This window comes from Vibrio mangrovi (assembly GCF_024346955.1).
Classification (GTDB): Bacteria; Pseudomonadota; Gammaproteobacteria; order Enterobacterales; family Vibrionaceae; genus Vibrio; species Vibrio mangrovi.
This window is the reverse complement of sequence record NZ_AP024883.1, coordinates 1,646,469-1,663,297: the sequence shown is the minus strand read 5'-3', so window position 1 is coordinate 1,663,297 and position 16,829 is coordinate 1,646,469. Positions and strand designations below refer to the sequence as shown.

Annotated in this window: 11 protein-coding genes and 1 pseudogene; 2 read left to right on the top strand and 10 right to left on the bottom strand. The window is 46.7% G+C overall.

The window, feature by feature from the left end; all coding sequences use genetic code 11:
* Window positions 1–54: 54 nt before the first annotated feature.
* From purU to glyA, 6 genes are read right to left on the bottom strand one after another with little or no spacing between them, the layout of a single operon-like run.
* Window positions 55–921 (bottom strand): formyltetrahydrofolate deformylase, encoded by an 867-nt coding sequence (gene purU, locus OCU74_RS07485; RefSeq protein ID WP_087479127.1) that lies wholly within the window; start codon window positions 919–921, stop codon window positions 55–57.
* A 52-nt stretch (window positions 922–973) separates the two neighbouring features.
* Window positions 974–1,639: a sarcosine oxidase subunit gamma gene (locus OCU74_RS07480; RefSeq protein ID WP_200807640.1), complete on the bottom strand. Its 666-nt coding sequence runs from the start codon at window positions 1,637–1,639 to the stop codon at window positions 974–976.
* On the bottom strand, window positions 1,632–4,649 hold the full coding sequence (locus OCU74_RS07475; protein ID WP_087479126.1) for a sarcosine oxidase subunit alpha: 3,018 nt from the start codon (window positions 4,647–4,649) through the stop codon (window positions 1,632–1,634). The genes OCU74_RS07480 and OCU74_RS07475 overlap by 8 nt, the downstream gene beginning before the upstream one ends.
* Before the next feature lie 11 nt (window positions 4,650–4,660).
* Window positions 4,661–4,951 carry a sarcosine oxidase subunit delta gene (locus OCU74_RS07470; protein WP_087479125.1) on the bottom strand — a complete coding sequence of 97 codons (291 nt, stop codon included), beginning with the start codon at window positions 4,949–4,951 and terminating at the stop codon, window positions 4,661–4,663.
* Between the two features lie 15 nt (window positions 4,952–4,966).
* A complete protein-coding gene (locus tag OCU74_RS07465) occupies window positions 4,967–6,220 on the bottom strand; it encodes a sarcosine oxidase subunit beta family protein (protein WP_087479124.1) in 1,254 nt (417 codons plus the stop codon).
* A 32-nt stretch (window positions 6,221–6,252) separates the two neighbouring features.
* Window positions 6,253–7,518, bottom strand: coding sequence for a serine hydroxymethyltransferase (gene glyA, locus OCU74_RS07460; RefSeq protein WP_087479123.1), 1,266 nt, complete (start codon window positions 7,516–7,518; stop codon window positions 6,253–6,255).
* A gap of 420 nt (window positions 7,519–7,938) precedes the next feature.
* On the opposite strand from glyA, the gene asnS reads away from it, so the two are divergent.
* Together asnS and OCU74_RS07450 are read left to right on the top strand one after the other, a co-directional pair.
* Window positions 7,939–9,339 (top strand): asparagine--tRNA ligase, encoded by a 1,401-nt coding sequence (gene asnS, locus OCU74_RS07455; RefSeq protein ID WP_087479122.1) that lies wholly within the window; start codon window positions 7,939–7,941, stop codon window positions 9,337–9,339.
* Window positions 9,340–9,603: 264 nt separating this feature from the next.
* Window positions 9,604–10,794 carry an amino acid aminotransferase gene (locus OCU74_RS07450; RefSeq protein WP_087479121.1) on the top strand — a complete coding sequence of 397 codons (1,191 nt, stop codon included), beginning with the start codon at window positions 9,604–9,606 and terminating at the stop codon, window positions 10,792–10,794.
* Between the two features lie 85 nt (window positions 10,795–10,879).
* On the opposite strand, the gene OCU74_RS07445 is transcribed toward OCU74_RS07450, so the two are convergent.
* The 4 genes and pseudogenes from OCU74_RS07445 to codA form a co-directional block, all read right to left on the bottom strand.
* Entirely contained in the window at window positions 10,880–11,263 is a 384-nt protein-coding gene (locus OCU74_RS07445) for a VOC family protein (protein ID WP_087479120.1), read from the bottom strand.
* 163 nt (window positions 11,264–11,426) lie between these two features.
* The gene (locus OCU74_RS07440) at window positions 11,427–12,584 is read right to left on the bottom strand and encodes an NAD(P)-dependent alcohol dehydrogenase (RefSeq protein ID WP_087479119.1); all 1,158 of its coding nucleotides are present in this window, start codon (window positions 12,582–12,584) and stop codon (window positions 11,427–11,429) included.
* A gap of 241 nt (window positions 12,585–12,825) precedes the next feature.
* Window positions 12,826–15,369: a bifunctional diguanylate cyclase/phosphodiesterase gene (locus tag OCU74_RS07435; RefSeq protein WP_087479118.1), complete on the bottom strand. Its 2,544-nt coding sequence runs from the start codon at window positions 15,367–15,369 to the stop codon at window positions 12,826–12,828.
* A gap of 165 nt (window positions 15,370–15,534) precedes the next feature.
* Window positions 15,535–16,799: pseudogene (codA, locus tag OCU74_RS07430) on the bottom strand (cytosine deaminase).
* Window positions 16,800–16,829 lie beyond the last annotated feature (30 nt).

Here is a 16,829-nt window from a genome sequence, read left to right as displayed (position 1 = left end):
AGAAACTCCGACAGCACAATTCTGTTCACCACTCAAAAACCAGTGACTTAAAAACTAGTTACTGAAAACCACCGTCCGGTTGCCGCTGAGAAAGACCCGGCGTTCGACATGGTAACGAACCGCATTGAACAATGTAATCCGCTCTACATCCTGCCCTTTCGAGATCAGATCTTCAGGATAGTGAGCATGATCAACCGGCTGAATTCCCTGAGTAATAATCGGGCCTTCGTCCAGATCGTTATTCACATAGTGGGCAGTTGCACCCACCATTTTCACACCTTTCTCCCAGGCCTGATGATAAGGGCGGGCGCCTTTAAATCCGGGCAGCAGTGAGTGGTGAATATTGATCGCCCGGCCATCCAGTGCGGCGCACATTTCCGGTGACAGCACCTGCATATAGCGGGCAAGCACAACCAAATCGACCTGATACTGTTCGACCAGCTGTAAAATCTGTTCTTCCTGCTCCCGTTTGGTCTCCGGTGTAATCGGCAGATGGTAATAAGGAATATCGTGCCACTTTGCCAGCGGCTCCAGATCCGGGTGATTTGAAATAATCACCGGCACTTCAATATTGAGCTGACCAGTCCGGTAACGGAACAGTAAGTCATTCAGGCAATGGTCAAATTTCGAAACCAGAATCGCCACCCGGTCTTTTTTCGCTGCCGGATAGAGTTGCCAGGTCATCTCAAATGGTTCGGCCCGCGCGGCAAAGTTTTCGTTAAACTGCTCGGGAGAGAAATTCTCATCTTCCGGAGTAAACTCGATACGCAAAAAGAACTGATCAAGCACCCGATCGTCAAATGAATGGATCTCATTGATATAGTTGGCCGATTCCGCCATGAAACGGGTCACGACATCAACAGTGCCTAAACGGCTTGGACAGCTTGCAGTCACAATCCAGGTGTCAGAAGAAGGGGTCATTCGTTACTCCAATAAAAATTGCCGGGTAAAAACCCGGCAGTTACTTCATTGCTTATTTTTCAATGGATAAACCATATTCTTTGCCGGCATCAGAAAGCCACCGCCAGATGTAATCCGCAAAGCTTCGACGCACGACTATCTGCCAGCGCAGCTCGTCAGCCCGACGAAATACAGCAGAAGTTTTCGCCAGAACTGATCCGGCGATCTTTCCGACCGGAAACTCTTTCGGATGAATATCGAGCGTGGTACTTTTCTTCAGGATATTTACCGCCTGAGGACCACTCAGTTCAATAATCGTCTGTCCGCCACTCTGATTCACGATTGAGAAATGACCGGTGAGATTTTCCCGGAGTGCCACTTCCACATCATAAGCCTGCTCGCCCGGAACCAGAATTAACCATTCGTCAGGACTCATCCAGCAAATCGCTTTCCCATCCTTCTCAGACGAAGTCAGTGGCAGCGTCGGTAACGGTAGTCCCAGAACTTTCGACACGGCGTCAACCAGCCCCTGATCGTTACTGTCACCTCTGAGAGTGAGATGCCCAAGCAGGGCAATCTCTTTCATTGTCACACCGGCAGAAGCAGACCCCTGCGCGACAGACGACTTTTTACTCATATGCAGTGGTGTCTCAGCTGGCGTTGAGGAATATTGGTCCATCACCGCCACAAGATCAGAACCTGAAGCTTGTTGTTTTTCAGGGCTTAATACATCAGACATTCTGGCGTTCTCCTTTTGGATCAAAAAATACAGCGCTACAAATTTCAGCTTCAACCACACGTCCGTCAACCAGTGGGTAGTAAACCTTTTCACCCATCCGTTGCAGGCCATTTTTCACAAATCCCATCGCAATACTACGATCCAGATTCGCACTCCAGTAACTTGAAGTGACATGGCCCAGCATTTCCATCGGTATAGGCTGATTCGGATTATTGACCGCCTGTGCACCTTCAGGTAACACGATTTTCGGATCAAGGGTTTTCAGACCAACCAGTTGTTTACGGCCTTCGCGGGCATTACTTTCCAGTGCCATACCACGTTTACCGATGTAGCTGAACGGTTTATTGTTACCGACACACCAGCCCATATTCAGGTCATATGGCGTGACAGAACCATCTGTATCCTGTCCGGCAATGATGAAACCTTTTTCAGCACGCAGGATGTGCATGGTTTCTGTACCGTAAGGTGTCAGATTGTATTTCTCTCCGTGCTCAAACAGTTTGTCCCATACATATTTTGCATAGTTTGCCTGAACATTAATCTCAAACGAAAGCTCTCCGGTAAACGAGATACGGAAGATACGGGCAGGCACACCTGCAACTTTTGCTTCTTTCCAGTCCATGAACTTGAAGTTGTCATTACTGAGATCGGTATCCGTCAGTTCAGACAGCAGCTTACGGCTATTCGGACCACCAATCGTCATTGTTGCCCAATGATCAGTTACACTGGTGAAGTAAACTTCAAGCTCAGGCCATTCGGTCTGATGGTAGAACTCCAGCCATTCGAGAACGCGGGCCGCGCCACCTGTTGTAGTCGTCATCAGGAAGTGGTTTTCACCAAGACAGGAAGTCACACCGTCATCGAAAACCATGCCGTCTTCGCCACACATCAGGCCATAGCGACATTTACCGACACCCAGTTTCGCCCAGGCGTTGGTGTAAATACGTCCGATAAATTCCCGGGCATCTTTTCCCTGAATATCGATTTTACCCAGAGTCGATGCATCCAGAACGCCGACACTGTCACGCACAGCTTTACATTCACGGTTCAAAGCTTCCTGCATGGTTTCGTTACCACGTGGGTAATACCATGGTCGCTTCCACTGACCGACATCTTCAAATTTCGCACCGTGAGCAACATGCCATTCATGCATTGCGGTATAGCGCATTGGATCGAACAGGTCATTACAGTGGCGACCGGCGATCGCACCAAATGTAATCGGCGTATAGTTCGGTCTGAAAATTGTCGTTCCCGTATCCGGGATCGTCTGACCCAGTTTTTTCGCAGCAATCGCCATCCCGTTGATATTCCCCAATTTACCCTGGTCAGTACCAAAGCCCATTGCGGTATAACGTTTAACGTGTTCGATTGATTCAAAACCTTCCAGTGTTGCCAGCTCAATCCCGGCAGCTGTCACATCGTTCTGATAGTCAACAAACTGTTTCGGAGCGCGGGAAGTCGGTTTGGTATGCGGCACATGGAACAACGCCATTGCCGGACCTTCTTTGATTACTGCCGTTTGTGGTACCGCAGCTTTCTCCGCTGTAAAACCAAGTAGTTCGGTGACTTTCTGGCCGATAGAAACACCTTGTTTCAGTACTTCTTCCAGACTGAACAGACCGTTGATAGAACCCGCAGTCAACTGACGTTGTACTGTTCTGCCCGGAATAAAGCCAATCACTTCATCATCCCAGGTCGGACGGCTGCCAGTGTGGCAGGACAGATGAACAACCGGACTCCAGCCACCTGAGCTGGCAATTGTGTCACACGCAATCGTACGAACGTTTCCGGTAACTTTGTCCCCTTCACTGTCAATACTTGCTATGACAGCGCCGGAAACACGTTTCTTCCCTTCAACATCAATCACAGCACTGCCGGTAATTACCTGAATACCACGAGCCTGAGCCTGGTCGATCAGATCACCTTTTGGTTTCGCCCGGGTATCTACAATAGCAACAACTTCACGGCCGGCATTAAACCAGTCGATCGCGGTCTGATAAGCACCATCATTGGTGGTCATCAATACCAGTTTTTCGCCTGGAACAACGCTATAACGGTTGATATATGTTGAAACCGCAGAAGCAAGCATACATCCGGGAACATCGTTGTTTCCGTAAACCAGCGGACGCTCATGAGCACCTGTTGCCAGAACAACCCAGCGAGCACGAACCCGATGCAGACGCTGGCGAACCTGATTCGGTCCGGCACGATCGGCCAGATGATCAGTTTTCCGTTCATGAATTGTCAGGAAGTTATGGTCGTGGTAACCATTGACTGTCGAACGTTTGAGCAGGGTTACATCCGGATAAGTTTCCAGTTCAGCAACAACATTTTTCACCCATTCCAGTGCAGGTTTGCCATCGATGAAATCCTGAGTACCCAGCAGACTGCCGCCAAACTCACTCTGTTCATCAGCGATGATCACTCTTGCTCCGGCACGCGCAGCACTCAGTGCAGCAGTAAGACCGGCAGGGCCAGCCCCGACAACCATCAGGTCACAGTGTTGGTTGATGTGATCATAGGTGTCCGGATCGTTTTCTAGCGGAGAACGGCCAAGACCGGCAGCTTTACGAATATATTTCTCATAAGTCGGCCACATTGAAGCCGGAGACATAAACGTTTTGTAATAAAATCCCGGAGGCATCATCTTTCCGCCGACTTTACCAAAAACGCCCATGAAATCTTTCTCAACGCTTGGCCAGCCATTGGTTGATGCACACACCAAACCGTCGAACAGCTCTTGTTGAGTCGCCCGGACGTTCGGAACCTGAGTCGCTTCAGTTGCACCCAACTGTAAAATTGCATTCGGCTCTTCTGCACCGGCTGCCACGATACCGCGGGGACGGCTGTATTTGAAACTACGGCCAACGATGTCGATACCATTGGCTAATAATGCTGATGCAACCGTATCACCCTGAAATCCCTGATAACGACGACCGTTATAAGTAAAATTCAGCGGTTTTGAATGATCAATACGTCCACCTGACGACAAGCGATTTTTCTGCTTCATTGTTCCGCTCCTTAGCCCTGTTTCGCCATGCTTTCAGGTTGTTCACCCATTTTATAAACCTGCTTGATTTCGTAAGTCACTGTGTCCCGTGACACATTGAAAAACTTTCTGCACCCAAGCGCGTGATACCAGATCTCATGATGCAACCCACGAGGGTTGGCCCGGAAGTGAAGGTATTCACCCCACTCTTTATCTGTACATTGTTCCGGGTCAAGCGGGCGTGAAATGTGCGCCTGACCTTTCACATGAAACTCTTCTTCTTCCCGCACTTCATGACAGTGCGGGCAATAAATGTGAAACATAATGCTCTCCTTCGCTTAGTGTGCTACGCCCGCTGCGCCATGTTCATCCACCAGCGCACCATCGTGGAAACGAAACATCGAGAACGGTTTCGCCAACTCATGTGCTTCACCTTTTGCCAGTGTTGCAGCAAAGACATTCCCGGATCCGGGAGTCGCCTTAAAGCCGCCCGTACCCCAGCCACAGTTGAAGAACAGATTCTCAACCGGTGTATCCGAAATAATCGGACAGGCATCATGTGTTGTATCAACGATACCGCCCCACTGACGGTTCATGCGTACACGACTAAAGATTGGGAAGAGCTCAACGATCGCCTGAAGCGTATGTTCAATCGTATGATATGAACCACGCTGGCCGTAACCGTTATAACCATCGATACCGGCACCGATAACAAGGTCACCTTTATCAGACTGGCTGACGTAACCGTGTACGTGGTTAGACATCACAACAGTATCCAGAATCGGTTTAATCGGCTCAGATACCAGAGCTTGCAGCGGGTGAGACTCAAGCGGCATTTCAAAACCAGCCATTTTCGCCATCACACCGGAGTTTCCGGCAGTCACACAACCCACCCGGTTTGCTTTGATGATGCCGTGACGGTTGGTTTTCACTCCAACAATCGCACCATCTTCAATCACCATATCAGTGACTTCGCACTGCTGGATCAGATCAACACCGAAGCTGTCGGCACCACGGGCATAACCCCATGCGACCGCATCGTGACGGGCAACCCCGCCTCGTGGCTGCCATGAAGCACCCATTACCGGATAGCGGCGGTCCTGAGAGCAATCCATATGCGGTACGATTTCCTGTACCTGCTTGGCATCTAAAACTTCACCATCGATGCCATTCAGACGGTTGGCATTGACACGACGCTCGATATCACGCATATCCTGTAAGGTATGACCCAGATTCAGTACACCGCGTTGGGAGAACATCACGTTATAGTTCAGATCCTGAGAAAGTCCTTCCCAGAGCTTCATTGCATGCTCATAAAGGTGAGCTGCTTCATCCCACAAATAGTTCGAACGAACAATCGTGGTATTACGGGCGGTGTTACCGCCGCCCAGATAGCCTTTTTCGATCACGGCAACATTCGTGATGCCATGTTCTTTAGCCAGATAATAAGCCGTCGCCAAACCGTGACCGCCGCCCCCGATGATAATTACATCGTATTTTTTCTTGGGCTTTGGATTACGCCAGACACGTTGCCAGTTTTCGTGATAGGCCAGACTGTGTTTTAACAGTCCAAATCCAGAATAACGCTCCATAGATACTACTCCCAGATAATCCTTAGCAAGACTTAGCGATACACAGGGAATTCAGCGCAAAGCGCGATAACCTGTGACTTAACTTCTTCTATTTTTTCCTCTAGCTTCGCTTCGTCATCAAGGACATCAAGAATGTCGGCGATCCAGCCAGCCAGAAGCGTACATTCTTTCTCTTTAAATCCTCGTGTCGTCACTACAGGAGATCCGATACGCAACCCGGATGTCACAAACGGTGACTGAGGGTCATTTGGTACTGCATTTTTGTTCACAGTAATATTGGCTCGGCCAAGTGCAGCATCCGCTGCCTTACCGGTTAATCCCTGCTTGATTAAGCTCAACAGGAACAGGTGGTTATCTGTGCCATCAGATACGATGTCGAATCCGCGGCCACTCAATACTTCGGCCATCACCTGAGCATTAAGAATCACTTGCTTTTGATATTCCTGGAACTCAGGCTGCAATGCTTCCTGGAAAGCAACGGCTTTTGCAGCGATGACATGCATCAACGGACCACCCTGACCTCCGGGGAAAACTGCTGAGTTTAGTTTTTTCTCCAGTTCAGGATTGCTTTGTGCCAGAATCAGACCGCCACGTGGTCCACGTAGTGTTTTATGAGTTGTTGTTGTTACAACATCAGCCCATGGCACTGGGTTAGGATAAAGTTTTGCTGCAACCAGACCGGCAACGTGAGCCATATCGACAAACAGGTATGCATCGACACTGTCGGCAATTTCACGGAAACGGGCCCAGTCAACTTTTCTTGAATAAGCAGAGAAACCGGCAACGATCATTTTCGGACGGTGTTCTTTCGCCAGACGCTCAACCTGATCATAATCAATCTCACCTGTTTCCGGGTTCAGACCATACTGAACAGAATTGTAGATTTTTCCGGAGAAGCTGACTTTTGCACCATGGGTTAAGTGACCGCCATGATCCAGACTCATTCCCAGAATCGTATCGCCCGGATTACACAATGCCATGTAAACAGCAGCATTCGCCTGAGAACCTGAGTGAGGCTGAACGTTGGCGTAATCAGCACAGAAAAGACGACAAGCACGCTCGATAGCCAGACTTTCCACCTGGTCAACGTACTCACAGCCACCGTAGTAACGCTTCGCCGGGTAGCCCTCGGCATATTTGTTTGTCAGTACAGAGCCCTGCGCTTCCATGACACGCGGGCTAGTATAGTTTTCTGATGCAATCAGCTCGATGTGTTCTTCCTGTCGCTTTGCTTCAAGCTGCATTGCTGCCCATACCGCATCATCGAAACCGGCTATCGAATCATTCTTTGTAAACATTTATTTTTCTCCATGCTGACCTTTCATTCAGGGCATATCGTCCTTACACGCTGATGTTATCGGCTGGCCTCTATGTTGATATGTTTCGAAACGCCTCACCGATGTCGATTTGCGACATAGTGGTGAATTAAAAAATAAGTGGCGAAAAGCACGTGGCAGGTATGACGGCACAGTTGAAAGCAACACCCAGCACCATATATCTTTCGAATCCGTAGTCAAAAGCGTCGTAAATGAATAGTGTTTCTCCGGCTTTCTTCACGCTAAACCATTCAAGAGTCATTGATTTTAGTGTATTGTTAGGAGCTATTGATGCCGGGGAAAGATTCCTGTCAGATAACGACACTGACACATATGGCATAACCACTTGATTTGTAATAATTAACTATTTGTAATAATTAACCAAAGGATACAAACATTACTATGACGTACGCGCCTGTTGTTGACGTATTAAGCGGTAAGCTCGCAGTTGACAGTGAAGTCACTGTCCGTGGCTGGATCCGTTCACGTCGTGATTCCAAAGCCGGAATTTCGTTTCTTGCCATCTATGACGGCTCTTGTTTCGACCCGATTCAGGCCGTGGTCCCTAATGATCTGAATAATTACAATGAAGAAGTTTTAAAACTGACAACCGGTTGTTCTGTCGAAGTCACAGGTCAGGTTGTTGCATCACCGGCAAAAGGTCAGGACTTTGAACTGGCAGCAACAGCAGTCAAAGTTGTCGGATGGGTTGAAGATGCTGATACCTATCCAATGGCAAAAACCCGTCACTCGATTGAATACTTACGTGAAGTCGCTCACCTGCGTCCACGTACCAATGTGATCGGTGCCGTTGCCCGTGTCCGTAACTGTCTTTCTCAGGCTATTCACCGTTTTTACCATGAACAGGGATTTTTCTGGGTTTCTACCCCACTGATCACTGCTGCGGACTGTGAAGGTGCCGGAGAAATGTTCCGGGTTTCAACACTGGATCTGACTAATCTGCCTCACACAGAGCAAGGTGATATCGACTTTAATGAAGATTTCTTCGGTAAAGAGACATTTCTGACGGTTTCCGGCCAGCTAAACGGTGAGGCTTATGCCTGTGCTCTAAGCAAAATTTATACATTCGGTCCAACTTTCCGGGCAGAGAACTCCAACACCAGCCGCCATTTGGCTGAATTCTGGATGGTTGAACCTGAAGTTGCATTTGCAGAACTGGATGATGTTGCCAAACTGGCCGAAGACATGCTCAAGTATGTCTTCAAAGCAGTTCTGGAAGAACGTCGTGACGACCTGGAATTCTTCGCTCAACGGATCGATAAAGAAGTGATCAGCCGCCTGGAAAAATTTGTTGAATCAGATTTTGCTCAGGTTGATTACACTGATGCCATTCAAATCCTGCTTGATTCCGGTAAAACCTTCGAATTCCCGGTCGAATGGGGAATTGACATGTCTTCGGAACATGAACGCTATCTGGCTGAAGAACACTTTAAAGCGCCGGTTGTTGTGAAAAACTATCCGAAAGATATCAAAGCATTCTATATGCGTATGAACGACGATGGTAAAACTGTCGCCGCTATGGACGTTCTGGCTCCGGGAATTGGTGAAATTATCGGTGGTTCACAGCGTGAAGAGCGTCTGGACATTCTTGATCAGCGGATGCTGGATATGGGAATCGAACCGGAAAGCATGAGCTGGTATCGCGACCTGCGTCGTTACGGTACAGTACCTCATTCAGGATTCGGTCTCGGATTCGAACGTCTGGTCTCTTATGTGACTGGTATGGGGAATATCCGTGACGTAATTCCATTCCCGAGAACACCTCGTTCAGCCAACTTCTAATCTGGTTGTTTTACATCTGTTATTATTGATAATGCCACCGTCTAATCGGTGGCATTTTTATTTTGCGTGAGGTTAACTGAGTATAAATTATGTCTGAAAAAACCGTTTCCCACATGATTTGGACAAAAGCAGAAATTATTTAATTTTTTCATCATGTGACGGTTGTAACAAGATAGTCATAGATGTATAAATAATTGCATTGGCATGCCTCTAAACAGGCATAAAAATTCACCCTTTCCTTTCAATTTTACACGGACGAGAAACATGTTTGAAAAAGTTGTCGCAGCACCGGCTGATCCCATTCTTGGCTTAACTGAAGAGTTCAAAAGCGACCCACGTGCAGAGAAGATCAATCTGGGTGTCGGTATTTATAAAAATGAATCCGGCGAAACACCGATTCTGGCGACGGTCAAAAAAGCAGAAGCAATTCTGCTCGAATCAGAAAAAACAAAATCTTATCTCACCATTGAAGGAATGGCGGAGTATGCTCTGGCAGTACAAAAGCTGCTGTTTGGTGCCGATGCAGAAATTGTTACCAGCAAAAGAGCCAAAACATCTCAGGCACCAGGCGGCACAGGTGCACTGCGGGTTGCCGGTGAGTTTATCAAACGCCATCTGAGCAGCACCAAAATCTGGATCAGCAACCCTACCTGGGCAAACCACAACGGGGTATTCAAAGCTGCTGGTCTGGAAACGGCACAATACTGCTACTATAACGCAGAGACCAAAGATAAAGATTTCTCGGCCATGGTTGCTGATCTGCAAAATGCGGCTGCCGGAGATATCGTTCTGCTTCACGGTTGTTGCCATAACCCAACAGGCATCGATCCGACGGCTGAAGAGTGGGAAACACTGGCAAAACTCATGGCAGAAAAAGGACTGATTCCTCTGTTCGACTTTGCATATCAGGGTTTTGCGAAAGGTGTCGAAGAAGATGCTGCCGGACTGCGGATCTTTGCCCGTTATAACAAAGAACTGTTGGTTGCCAGCTCATTCTCGAAAAACTTCGGCCTGTATAACGAGCGTGTCGGCGCATTTACTCTGGTCGCTGAATCAGAAGAAATTGCTGCAACTGCATTTTCTCAGGTAAAAAGCATCATTCGTTCGATCTATTCAAACCCACCGGCACACGGTGCAGCTGTTGTCACGACCATTCTGAACAATCCGGAACTTAATGCTGAGTGGATTCAGGAAGTGGCCGAAATGCGTGAACGGATTCAGGAAATGCGCGATCTGTTTGTCGCAACACTGAAAGAGCAAGGTGTTCAACAGGACTTCAGTTTCATTGCCCGTCAAAACGGTATGTTCTCTTTCTCTGGCCTGAGCCCTGAACAGGTTGCTCGTCTGAAGAGTGAATTCGCTATCTATATTGTCGGCTCCGGACGTATTAGTGTCGCCGGCATGACCAAAGCAAATATGCTGCCACTGTGTAAAGCGATCGCAGCAGTACTTTAACGGCATCCTGCCAATAGAACCTAAAAATCATCCCGGACAAGCCGGGATGATTTTTATTGATATGAAGAAAGGCTTAAGCTAGCCATCATTGTGATATAAGATGCATAGCGCAGAGCTTGTTTCCTGTCGGATCCCGCAGATAAGCTAAATACATTTCCCGACCAGCGCTTGAACGAACTCCCGGAGGATCTTCACATGCTATCCCACCGCTAGTAACCCCGGCTTCATGCCATGCGTCAACCAATTCTGGACTAGTAACTTTAAAACCGATTGTCATCCCATTGCCAGAAGTTGCTTCTTCCCCATTAACTGGTGAAGTCACAACAAAGTTCCCCTCGGGGTTAATGTATAAACAGCGGCCTTTCGCATCAATTATCCCCGCTGAATACCCTAACACTTCCATCAGTGCATCATAAAATATTTTTGATTTTTCAATATCATTTGAGCCGACGACAATATGACTAAACATTCTGAGTCCTTATCCTTATTTGTTGTTAGAACCGTGTTTTACTTTGCTATAAGAACATCATATTGTCCAGAATTCGTTGTTCATCCATTACTTACTGCGCATAGGATATAAAAAAGGGCGATAAACTATCGCCCTTTCGAAACAAACTATCTGATAAATGAGATTAGAAGGTTGATGCGTCAATTACATAACGGTATCTTGCTTTCTTATTAACCACATTTTCCCAGGCATCGTTGATCTGCTTAGCACTAATCATCTCAATTTTAGGTAATACATTATGCTCAACACAGTAATTCACCATTTCCTGAGTTTCTTGCATTCCACCGATCAAAGACGAATTGAAGTTAACCCGTGATGCAGCCAGACTCAGCGCATTCATAGTCACTTCAAATTTTTCAGGCATTCCTACCTGAGTAAAAGTACCGTATGGCTTCACAACAGCGGCATACGCGACAACATCAAATCCATATGGAATCGTCGAGATCATATAGTCCATCTGACCTCGGTACTTACCCAATTTGGAAATATCATCAACAACAATAACTTCTTTGGCACCAAAGGCCAGAATATCTTTGACTTTAGAAGGCGATGTGGTGAAAGCATAAACCTCAGCACCTTTTGACAGTGCAATTTTCACCGCCATATGACCCAGGCCGCCAATACCCGCAACACCTACTTTTGTCCCGGGTTTAAGATCGGCACGCATCAGCGGAGAATAAGTGGTAATCCCTGCACACATCAGCGGTGCTGCTTCTTCAAAGCTCACGCCTTCAGGAACATGTACTGCGTAGTGGTCTTCTACAACAATGTTATTGGAGTATCCACCCTGAGAAATCCCAGTTGGAGAACGCTTATCCGGATAACCATAAGTAAAGATGGTATCAGCACCATATTGTTCTTCATTGGTATTACAGTCATGGCAGCCACCGACCATACAGCCGACACCAGCACGGTCGCCTACTTTAAATTTAGTCACATTTTTACCGACAGCAGCAACAATCCCGACCATTTCATGGCCCGGAACCTGTGGGTACTGTTGCGGTCCCCAGTGACCTTTTTCCTGATGGATATCAGAATGGCAGATACTGGCATATTTGATATCAATCAGTACATCATTATCTCCGACCGGGCGACGCTCAAATTTCCATGGTGCCAGTTTTCCCGAGGTATCAAAAGCAGCGTATCCACGCGACTGGATTTTACCCTCAGCACCGGATTGACTTGCCAGAACATTCACTGGGTTTGAAAGCATCATACCGACACCAACTGCACCGGTTGCTTTCATCGCTTTTCTTCTTGTCTGATTTATATCTTCACTCATCTGGATGACTCCCTTGTCATATAACTCAATGAACCCGTTAACCGGTACTCACTTCAAACGAAGTTACAACAACATCATTCTTTGTCTGATAGTGAAATATAACGTGAGTTATCGACAGGCTTATAGCCCATTATTACCGTATTTTTGCCTGATCCTACGAATATTCATTTATGTGCCTATATAAATGCTATTTGCAGTAAGTTAGAGGGAATTCTGGCTATCGGAGGCAGCCAGATGAAGTTCACCGGAGCCCACAACCCCAGCGTTTTGACGACCGCATTCTTTCCTGAATCATTTCGACACTCATTGGTTTATCAAAGTAATAACCCTGAGCCAGACAACCTGTCGGGGAATGATTGGTCAGTTCCAGTAACTGGGCATGGGTTTCAACTCCTTCGGCAACTACATTGAAATGAGCAGACTGCCCAATTGCCAGTATCGATTTAATCAGAGAACGGCTCTCTTCACTGCATAACATTTTATCAATAAAGCTCTTATCAATTTTAACCTCATCAATCGGTAACTGATTCAGATAACTCAGAGAGGCATAACCTTTACCGAAATCATCCAGTGAGATCCGAACACCTTCCCGCTTCAAAGACAGTAAAATTTCACGGGCCTGCCGGAATTCCCGGATAAATGCACTTTCCGTAATTTCCAAATGAATTCGGTGAATATCGATTCCAACTTTGTGGACAATCGCAACAATATCCCGCACAAATCCCGGAGCCAGTAGCTGTTTGGCGGAGACATTCACATTCAGAGTCAGCGCACAGAGACCGTTTGGACTGATTGCCAGAACTTCCCGGCAGGCCCGCTCAAAAATGTAATTTCCCAACGGATAGATCAGGCCGACATCTTCAGCAATATGGATAAACTCTTCAGGTTTCACGACGCCGAGCACATCATTATTCCACCGGACCAATGCTTCAACACCAAGAACATTCCATGTTTTGACGTGAACTAACGGCTGGTAACAGATAAACAATTCCTGCTTATTCAACGCATGTTCAAGCTGGGCTTCAATCGCGAGAAAATGTTGCAGGTGCGCATGAATATCCTGATTGTAGAAAACGATGCTTCCCCGCTGATTTTTCTTCGCCTGATAAAGCACAATATCAGCTTTATGTAATAGCTCTTCAGCGGATTCACCATCATCGGGATACAGACTTGCTCCGATACTACAGGTTGTATGTAAATGAGTACCATCCAGATCAAATGGCTCATCAAATACATGCTGTATTCGCGAAACTTTCTGTTCTGCATCTTCTTTCCGGGCAAATCCCGAAAAACGGAATACAAACTCATCGCCCCCGAATCTGGCAACGGATTCATGCTCATCCAGCAGGTGTTTAAAACGCTCAGCAACCATGACCAACAGTTGATCACCAATCGCATGACCATATTTATCATTGATTTTTTTGAAATCATCAAGATCGACAAATACAACAACCAGATATTGTTCCGGCGATTTAAAACGGAGTCTTGAAATTTCCTGGTTGATACCATTCAGAAACATCATCCGATTGGGTAACGATGTCAGGACATCATGCATTGCCATAAAATGCATCTGATCCCGGGCATCTTCAACATGCTGAATATGCTGGCGAATTTTTTCCTGATAGCGGGAAAAGCGCCCGGCGATCATCCTGCCGACATAATAAGAAATCAACAGAATCATCCCCGAAAACAAGGCACTGAAGACAACGATATTCCACAATGCCTCATCACTCTTACGCTTCATATGAGCCAGTTTCTGCTGAAAATAATCATCAAAACGCGTCATCGGGAAACCAGCGACAATCGTCCAGCCCCACTTACCCAGACCATCCATATAAAGAATCGAATTTTCAGCAGTCAGACCATCACTGAATTTCATCTGCCCCTGCACGAAACTGCCGGGAAGATGAGATAAACCGAAGGTTGACCAGGGAACGGTTTTCTCTGTTGATGTCTGTATACCTTCAAGCTGTCTGCCGATATAAGACGGCTCGCTATGAGCCAGAATCTGACCATTGCGATCAACAACAGAGATGACATAGGTATCACCACTTTGATGGCGAACCTGCTCGTAAGGATATTGGTCAATCCAGTTCAATAACGACTGCTGGACGTCATATTCCATTGCCGAAACATTTTCGACCGCACCAATAACCCATCCCAACGGGGAAAAATACTTACCGAATCCCATTCTCTCAACTGAAGACTGATGGAACTGCGGCTGAACTTTCCAGCGAAAGAAAGACTCTCCCTTACGCTCAATTTGTGCCATAAATGCATCAGAGACGGGTGAGTCAGGATGGAAAGAAGCCGGAAATACCTGAATATTCTCTGCCAGAGCTCCCAGTTGCTGAGAATGACGACGGGATTGAATGAAGAAATAACCGGAACGGCCAATAGAGCCCTGTGACTGTAATGCCTGCGTTACTGAATGTTTGATTTCTTCCGGAGAAAGGACATTATTTTGATAATAGAGGTGGTTAATCATCTCATAAGCATCATAAACCCGCTGACGAACCCGGGACTGAAGGCGTTGCATGAGATATGATTTCTGCCGTTCAAACTCTTTATGAATCAGAGCCACATGCTGCTGCATCAACGATTTCTCTGAGACCGTCATTTCATAGCGTAGCGAATCACTATTCTCGGTAAATCTCTTTCTGTCAGCCTCATACAGATAACCGTTCAACAACACTGCAAGGCAACCAACAACCAGCACCGGTGCCAGTTGAATAATCCACAGCAAATGTCGTTCACTTCCCAAAGGCGAATTTGCACTATCCATAGTCGCGAATTCTCAAATCATATTAGCATTATTTTCAGAGCGTTTTCAGATACCAGTAAAATAATCACTCATAACAAAACGCTCATCATAACTTTCTTATTTGAAAGAGATTATTTTTTATTTGCAACAGATTAACTTGTTTAGATTAAAAAATCACCAACAATATTAAATATCCTGTCTGAGTTGAGAACTCAGCCTGACACTCTGTCTGATCGTTGCAGGCTGACGTTCAAGCAGAACGTTTCCTTCCCTGACGGACCACAAAACATCACTCTGTTCTCTCAGAACAGATACATCATCTTTCCCGTTCAGAATAATCAGACTGGCAGGTTTTCCTTCAGCAATACCATACCGCTCAGTAATATTCAGCACTCTGGCACCATGATCGGTAATAAAACTCAGCGCTGTAGCTAAATCTTCATATCCCATCATATGACAGGCATGAATTGCAAAGTCCAGTTCACGGAGCAGCTTTCCGTTCCCCAGTGTGTACCACGGGTCTTGTATCGAGTCCTGTGCCAAAGCCACATTGATCCCAGCCCGATGAAGCTCCTTCACCCGGGTAATTCCCCGTCGCTTTGGAAACTCATCAAAACGCCCCTGCAAATGCAGGTTTTCCGTTGGACAGGAAACAAAGTTAATCTGTGACTTTTTCAACAACCGGAATAACTTAGAACAGTAAGCATTGTTATAAGAGTGCATGGCAGTAGTGTGGCTGGCCGTAACTTTTGGCCCCATACCCTGTTCCAGTGCAGCCGTTGCCAATACTTCCAGAAAACGAGAGTTTTCATCATCAATTTCATCACAATGAACATCCACCAGCTTTCCATGCCGGCGGGCAAAATCCATCACCCAGTGCATTGATTCAACGCCATATTCCCGGGTAAATTCAAAATGCGGAATTCCCCCAACGACATCAATACCGATCTCAAGCGCTTGTTCCATCAAGTCTTTACCGTTGGGATAAGAGAATATGCCTTCCTGAGGAAAAGCAACAATCTGTAGGTCAAGATACGGCTGAAGTATAGGCTTTAGTTGATTAATCGCTTTCAGAGCAATCAATTCCGGATCTGTTACATCCACATGGGTGCGAACATATTGCACTCCGTTAGCAATCAGAAGTTCTGCGGTCGTCAGTACCCGCTGCTTAACATCGTCAATACTCAGTGTCGCCTTCCTTTCTGCCCAGCACTCAATGCCTTCAAAAAGCGTCCCACTCATATTCCAGCGGGGTTCACCGGCAGTCAAAACCGCATCCAGATGGATGTGAGGTTCAACAAAAGGAGCACAACAAACTTGCCCATTGCATCAATATCAGCCGTTTCGTGAGAAATACCACCCTGCGGCTGAATCGCCTGAAAAATACCGTCCTTTATCTGAATCGAATAAAGAACGTCTGAACCTCTTAAACGTGCGTTAATAATTTTCATCGATCACTTCCTCTGTCATCATTTTTATAT

Bases quoted from the DNA above. Each gene is read 5' to 3' on its own strand.
- OCU74_RS07450 (WP_087479121.1), top strand. From the start codon at position 9,604: ATGTTTGAAAAAGTTGTCGCAGCACCGGCTGATCCCATTCTTGGCTTA.
- OCU74_RS07465 (WP_087479124.1), bottom strand. From the start codon at position 6,220: ATGGAGCGTTATTCTGGATTTGGACTGTTAAAACACAGTCTGGCCTAT.
- asnS (WP_087479122.1), top strand. From the start codon at position 7,939: ATGACGTACGCGCCTGTTGTTGACGTATTAAGCGGTAAGCTCGCAGTT.
- OCU74_RS07475 (WP_087479126.1), bottom strand. From the start codon at position 4,649: ATGAAGCAGAAAAATCGCTTGTCGTCAGGTGGACGTATTGATCATTCA.
- purU (WP_087479127.1), bottom strand. From the start codon at position 921: ATGACCCCTTCTTCTGACACCTGGATTGTGACTGCAAGCTGTCCAAGC.
- OCU74_RS07445 (WP_087479120.1), bottom strand. From the start codon at position 11,263: ATGTTTAGTCATATTGTCGTCGGCTCAAATGATATTGAAAAATCAAAA.
- OCU74_RS07440 (WP_087479119.1), bottom strand. From the start codon at position 12,584: ATGAGTGAAGATATAAATCAGACAAGAAGAAAAGCGATGAAAGCAACC.
- OCU74_RS07435 (WP_087479118.1), bottom strand. From the start codon at position 15,369: ATGGATAGTGCAAATTCGCCTTTGGGAAGTGAACGACATTTGCTGTGG.
- OCU74_RS07480 (WP_200807640.1), bottom strand. From the start codon at position 1,639: ATGTCTGATGTATTAAGCCCTGAAAAACAACAAGCTTCAGGTTCTGAT.
- OCU74_RS07470 (WP_087479125.1), bottom strand. From the start codon at position 4,951: ATGTTTCACATTTATTGCCCGCACTGTCATGAAGTGCGGGAAGAAGAA.
- glyA (WP_087479123.1), bottom strand. From the start codon at position 7,518: ATGTTTACAAAGAATGATTCGATAGCCGGTTTCGATGATGCGGTATGG.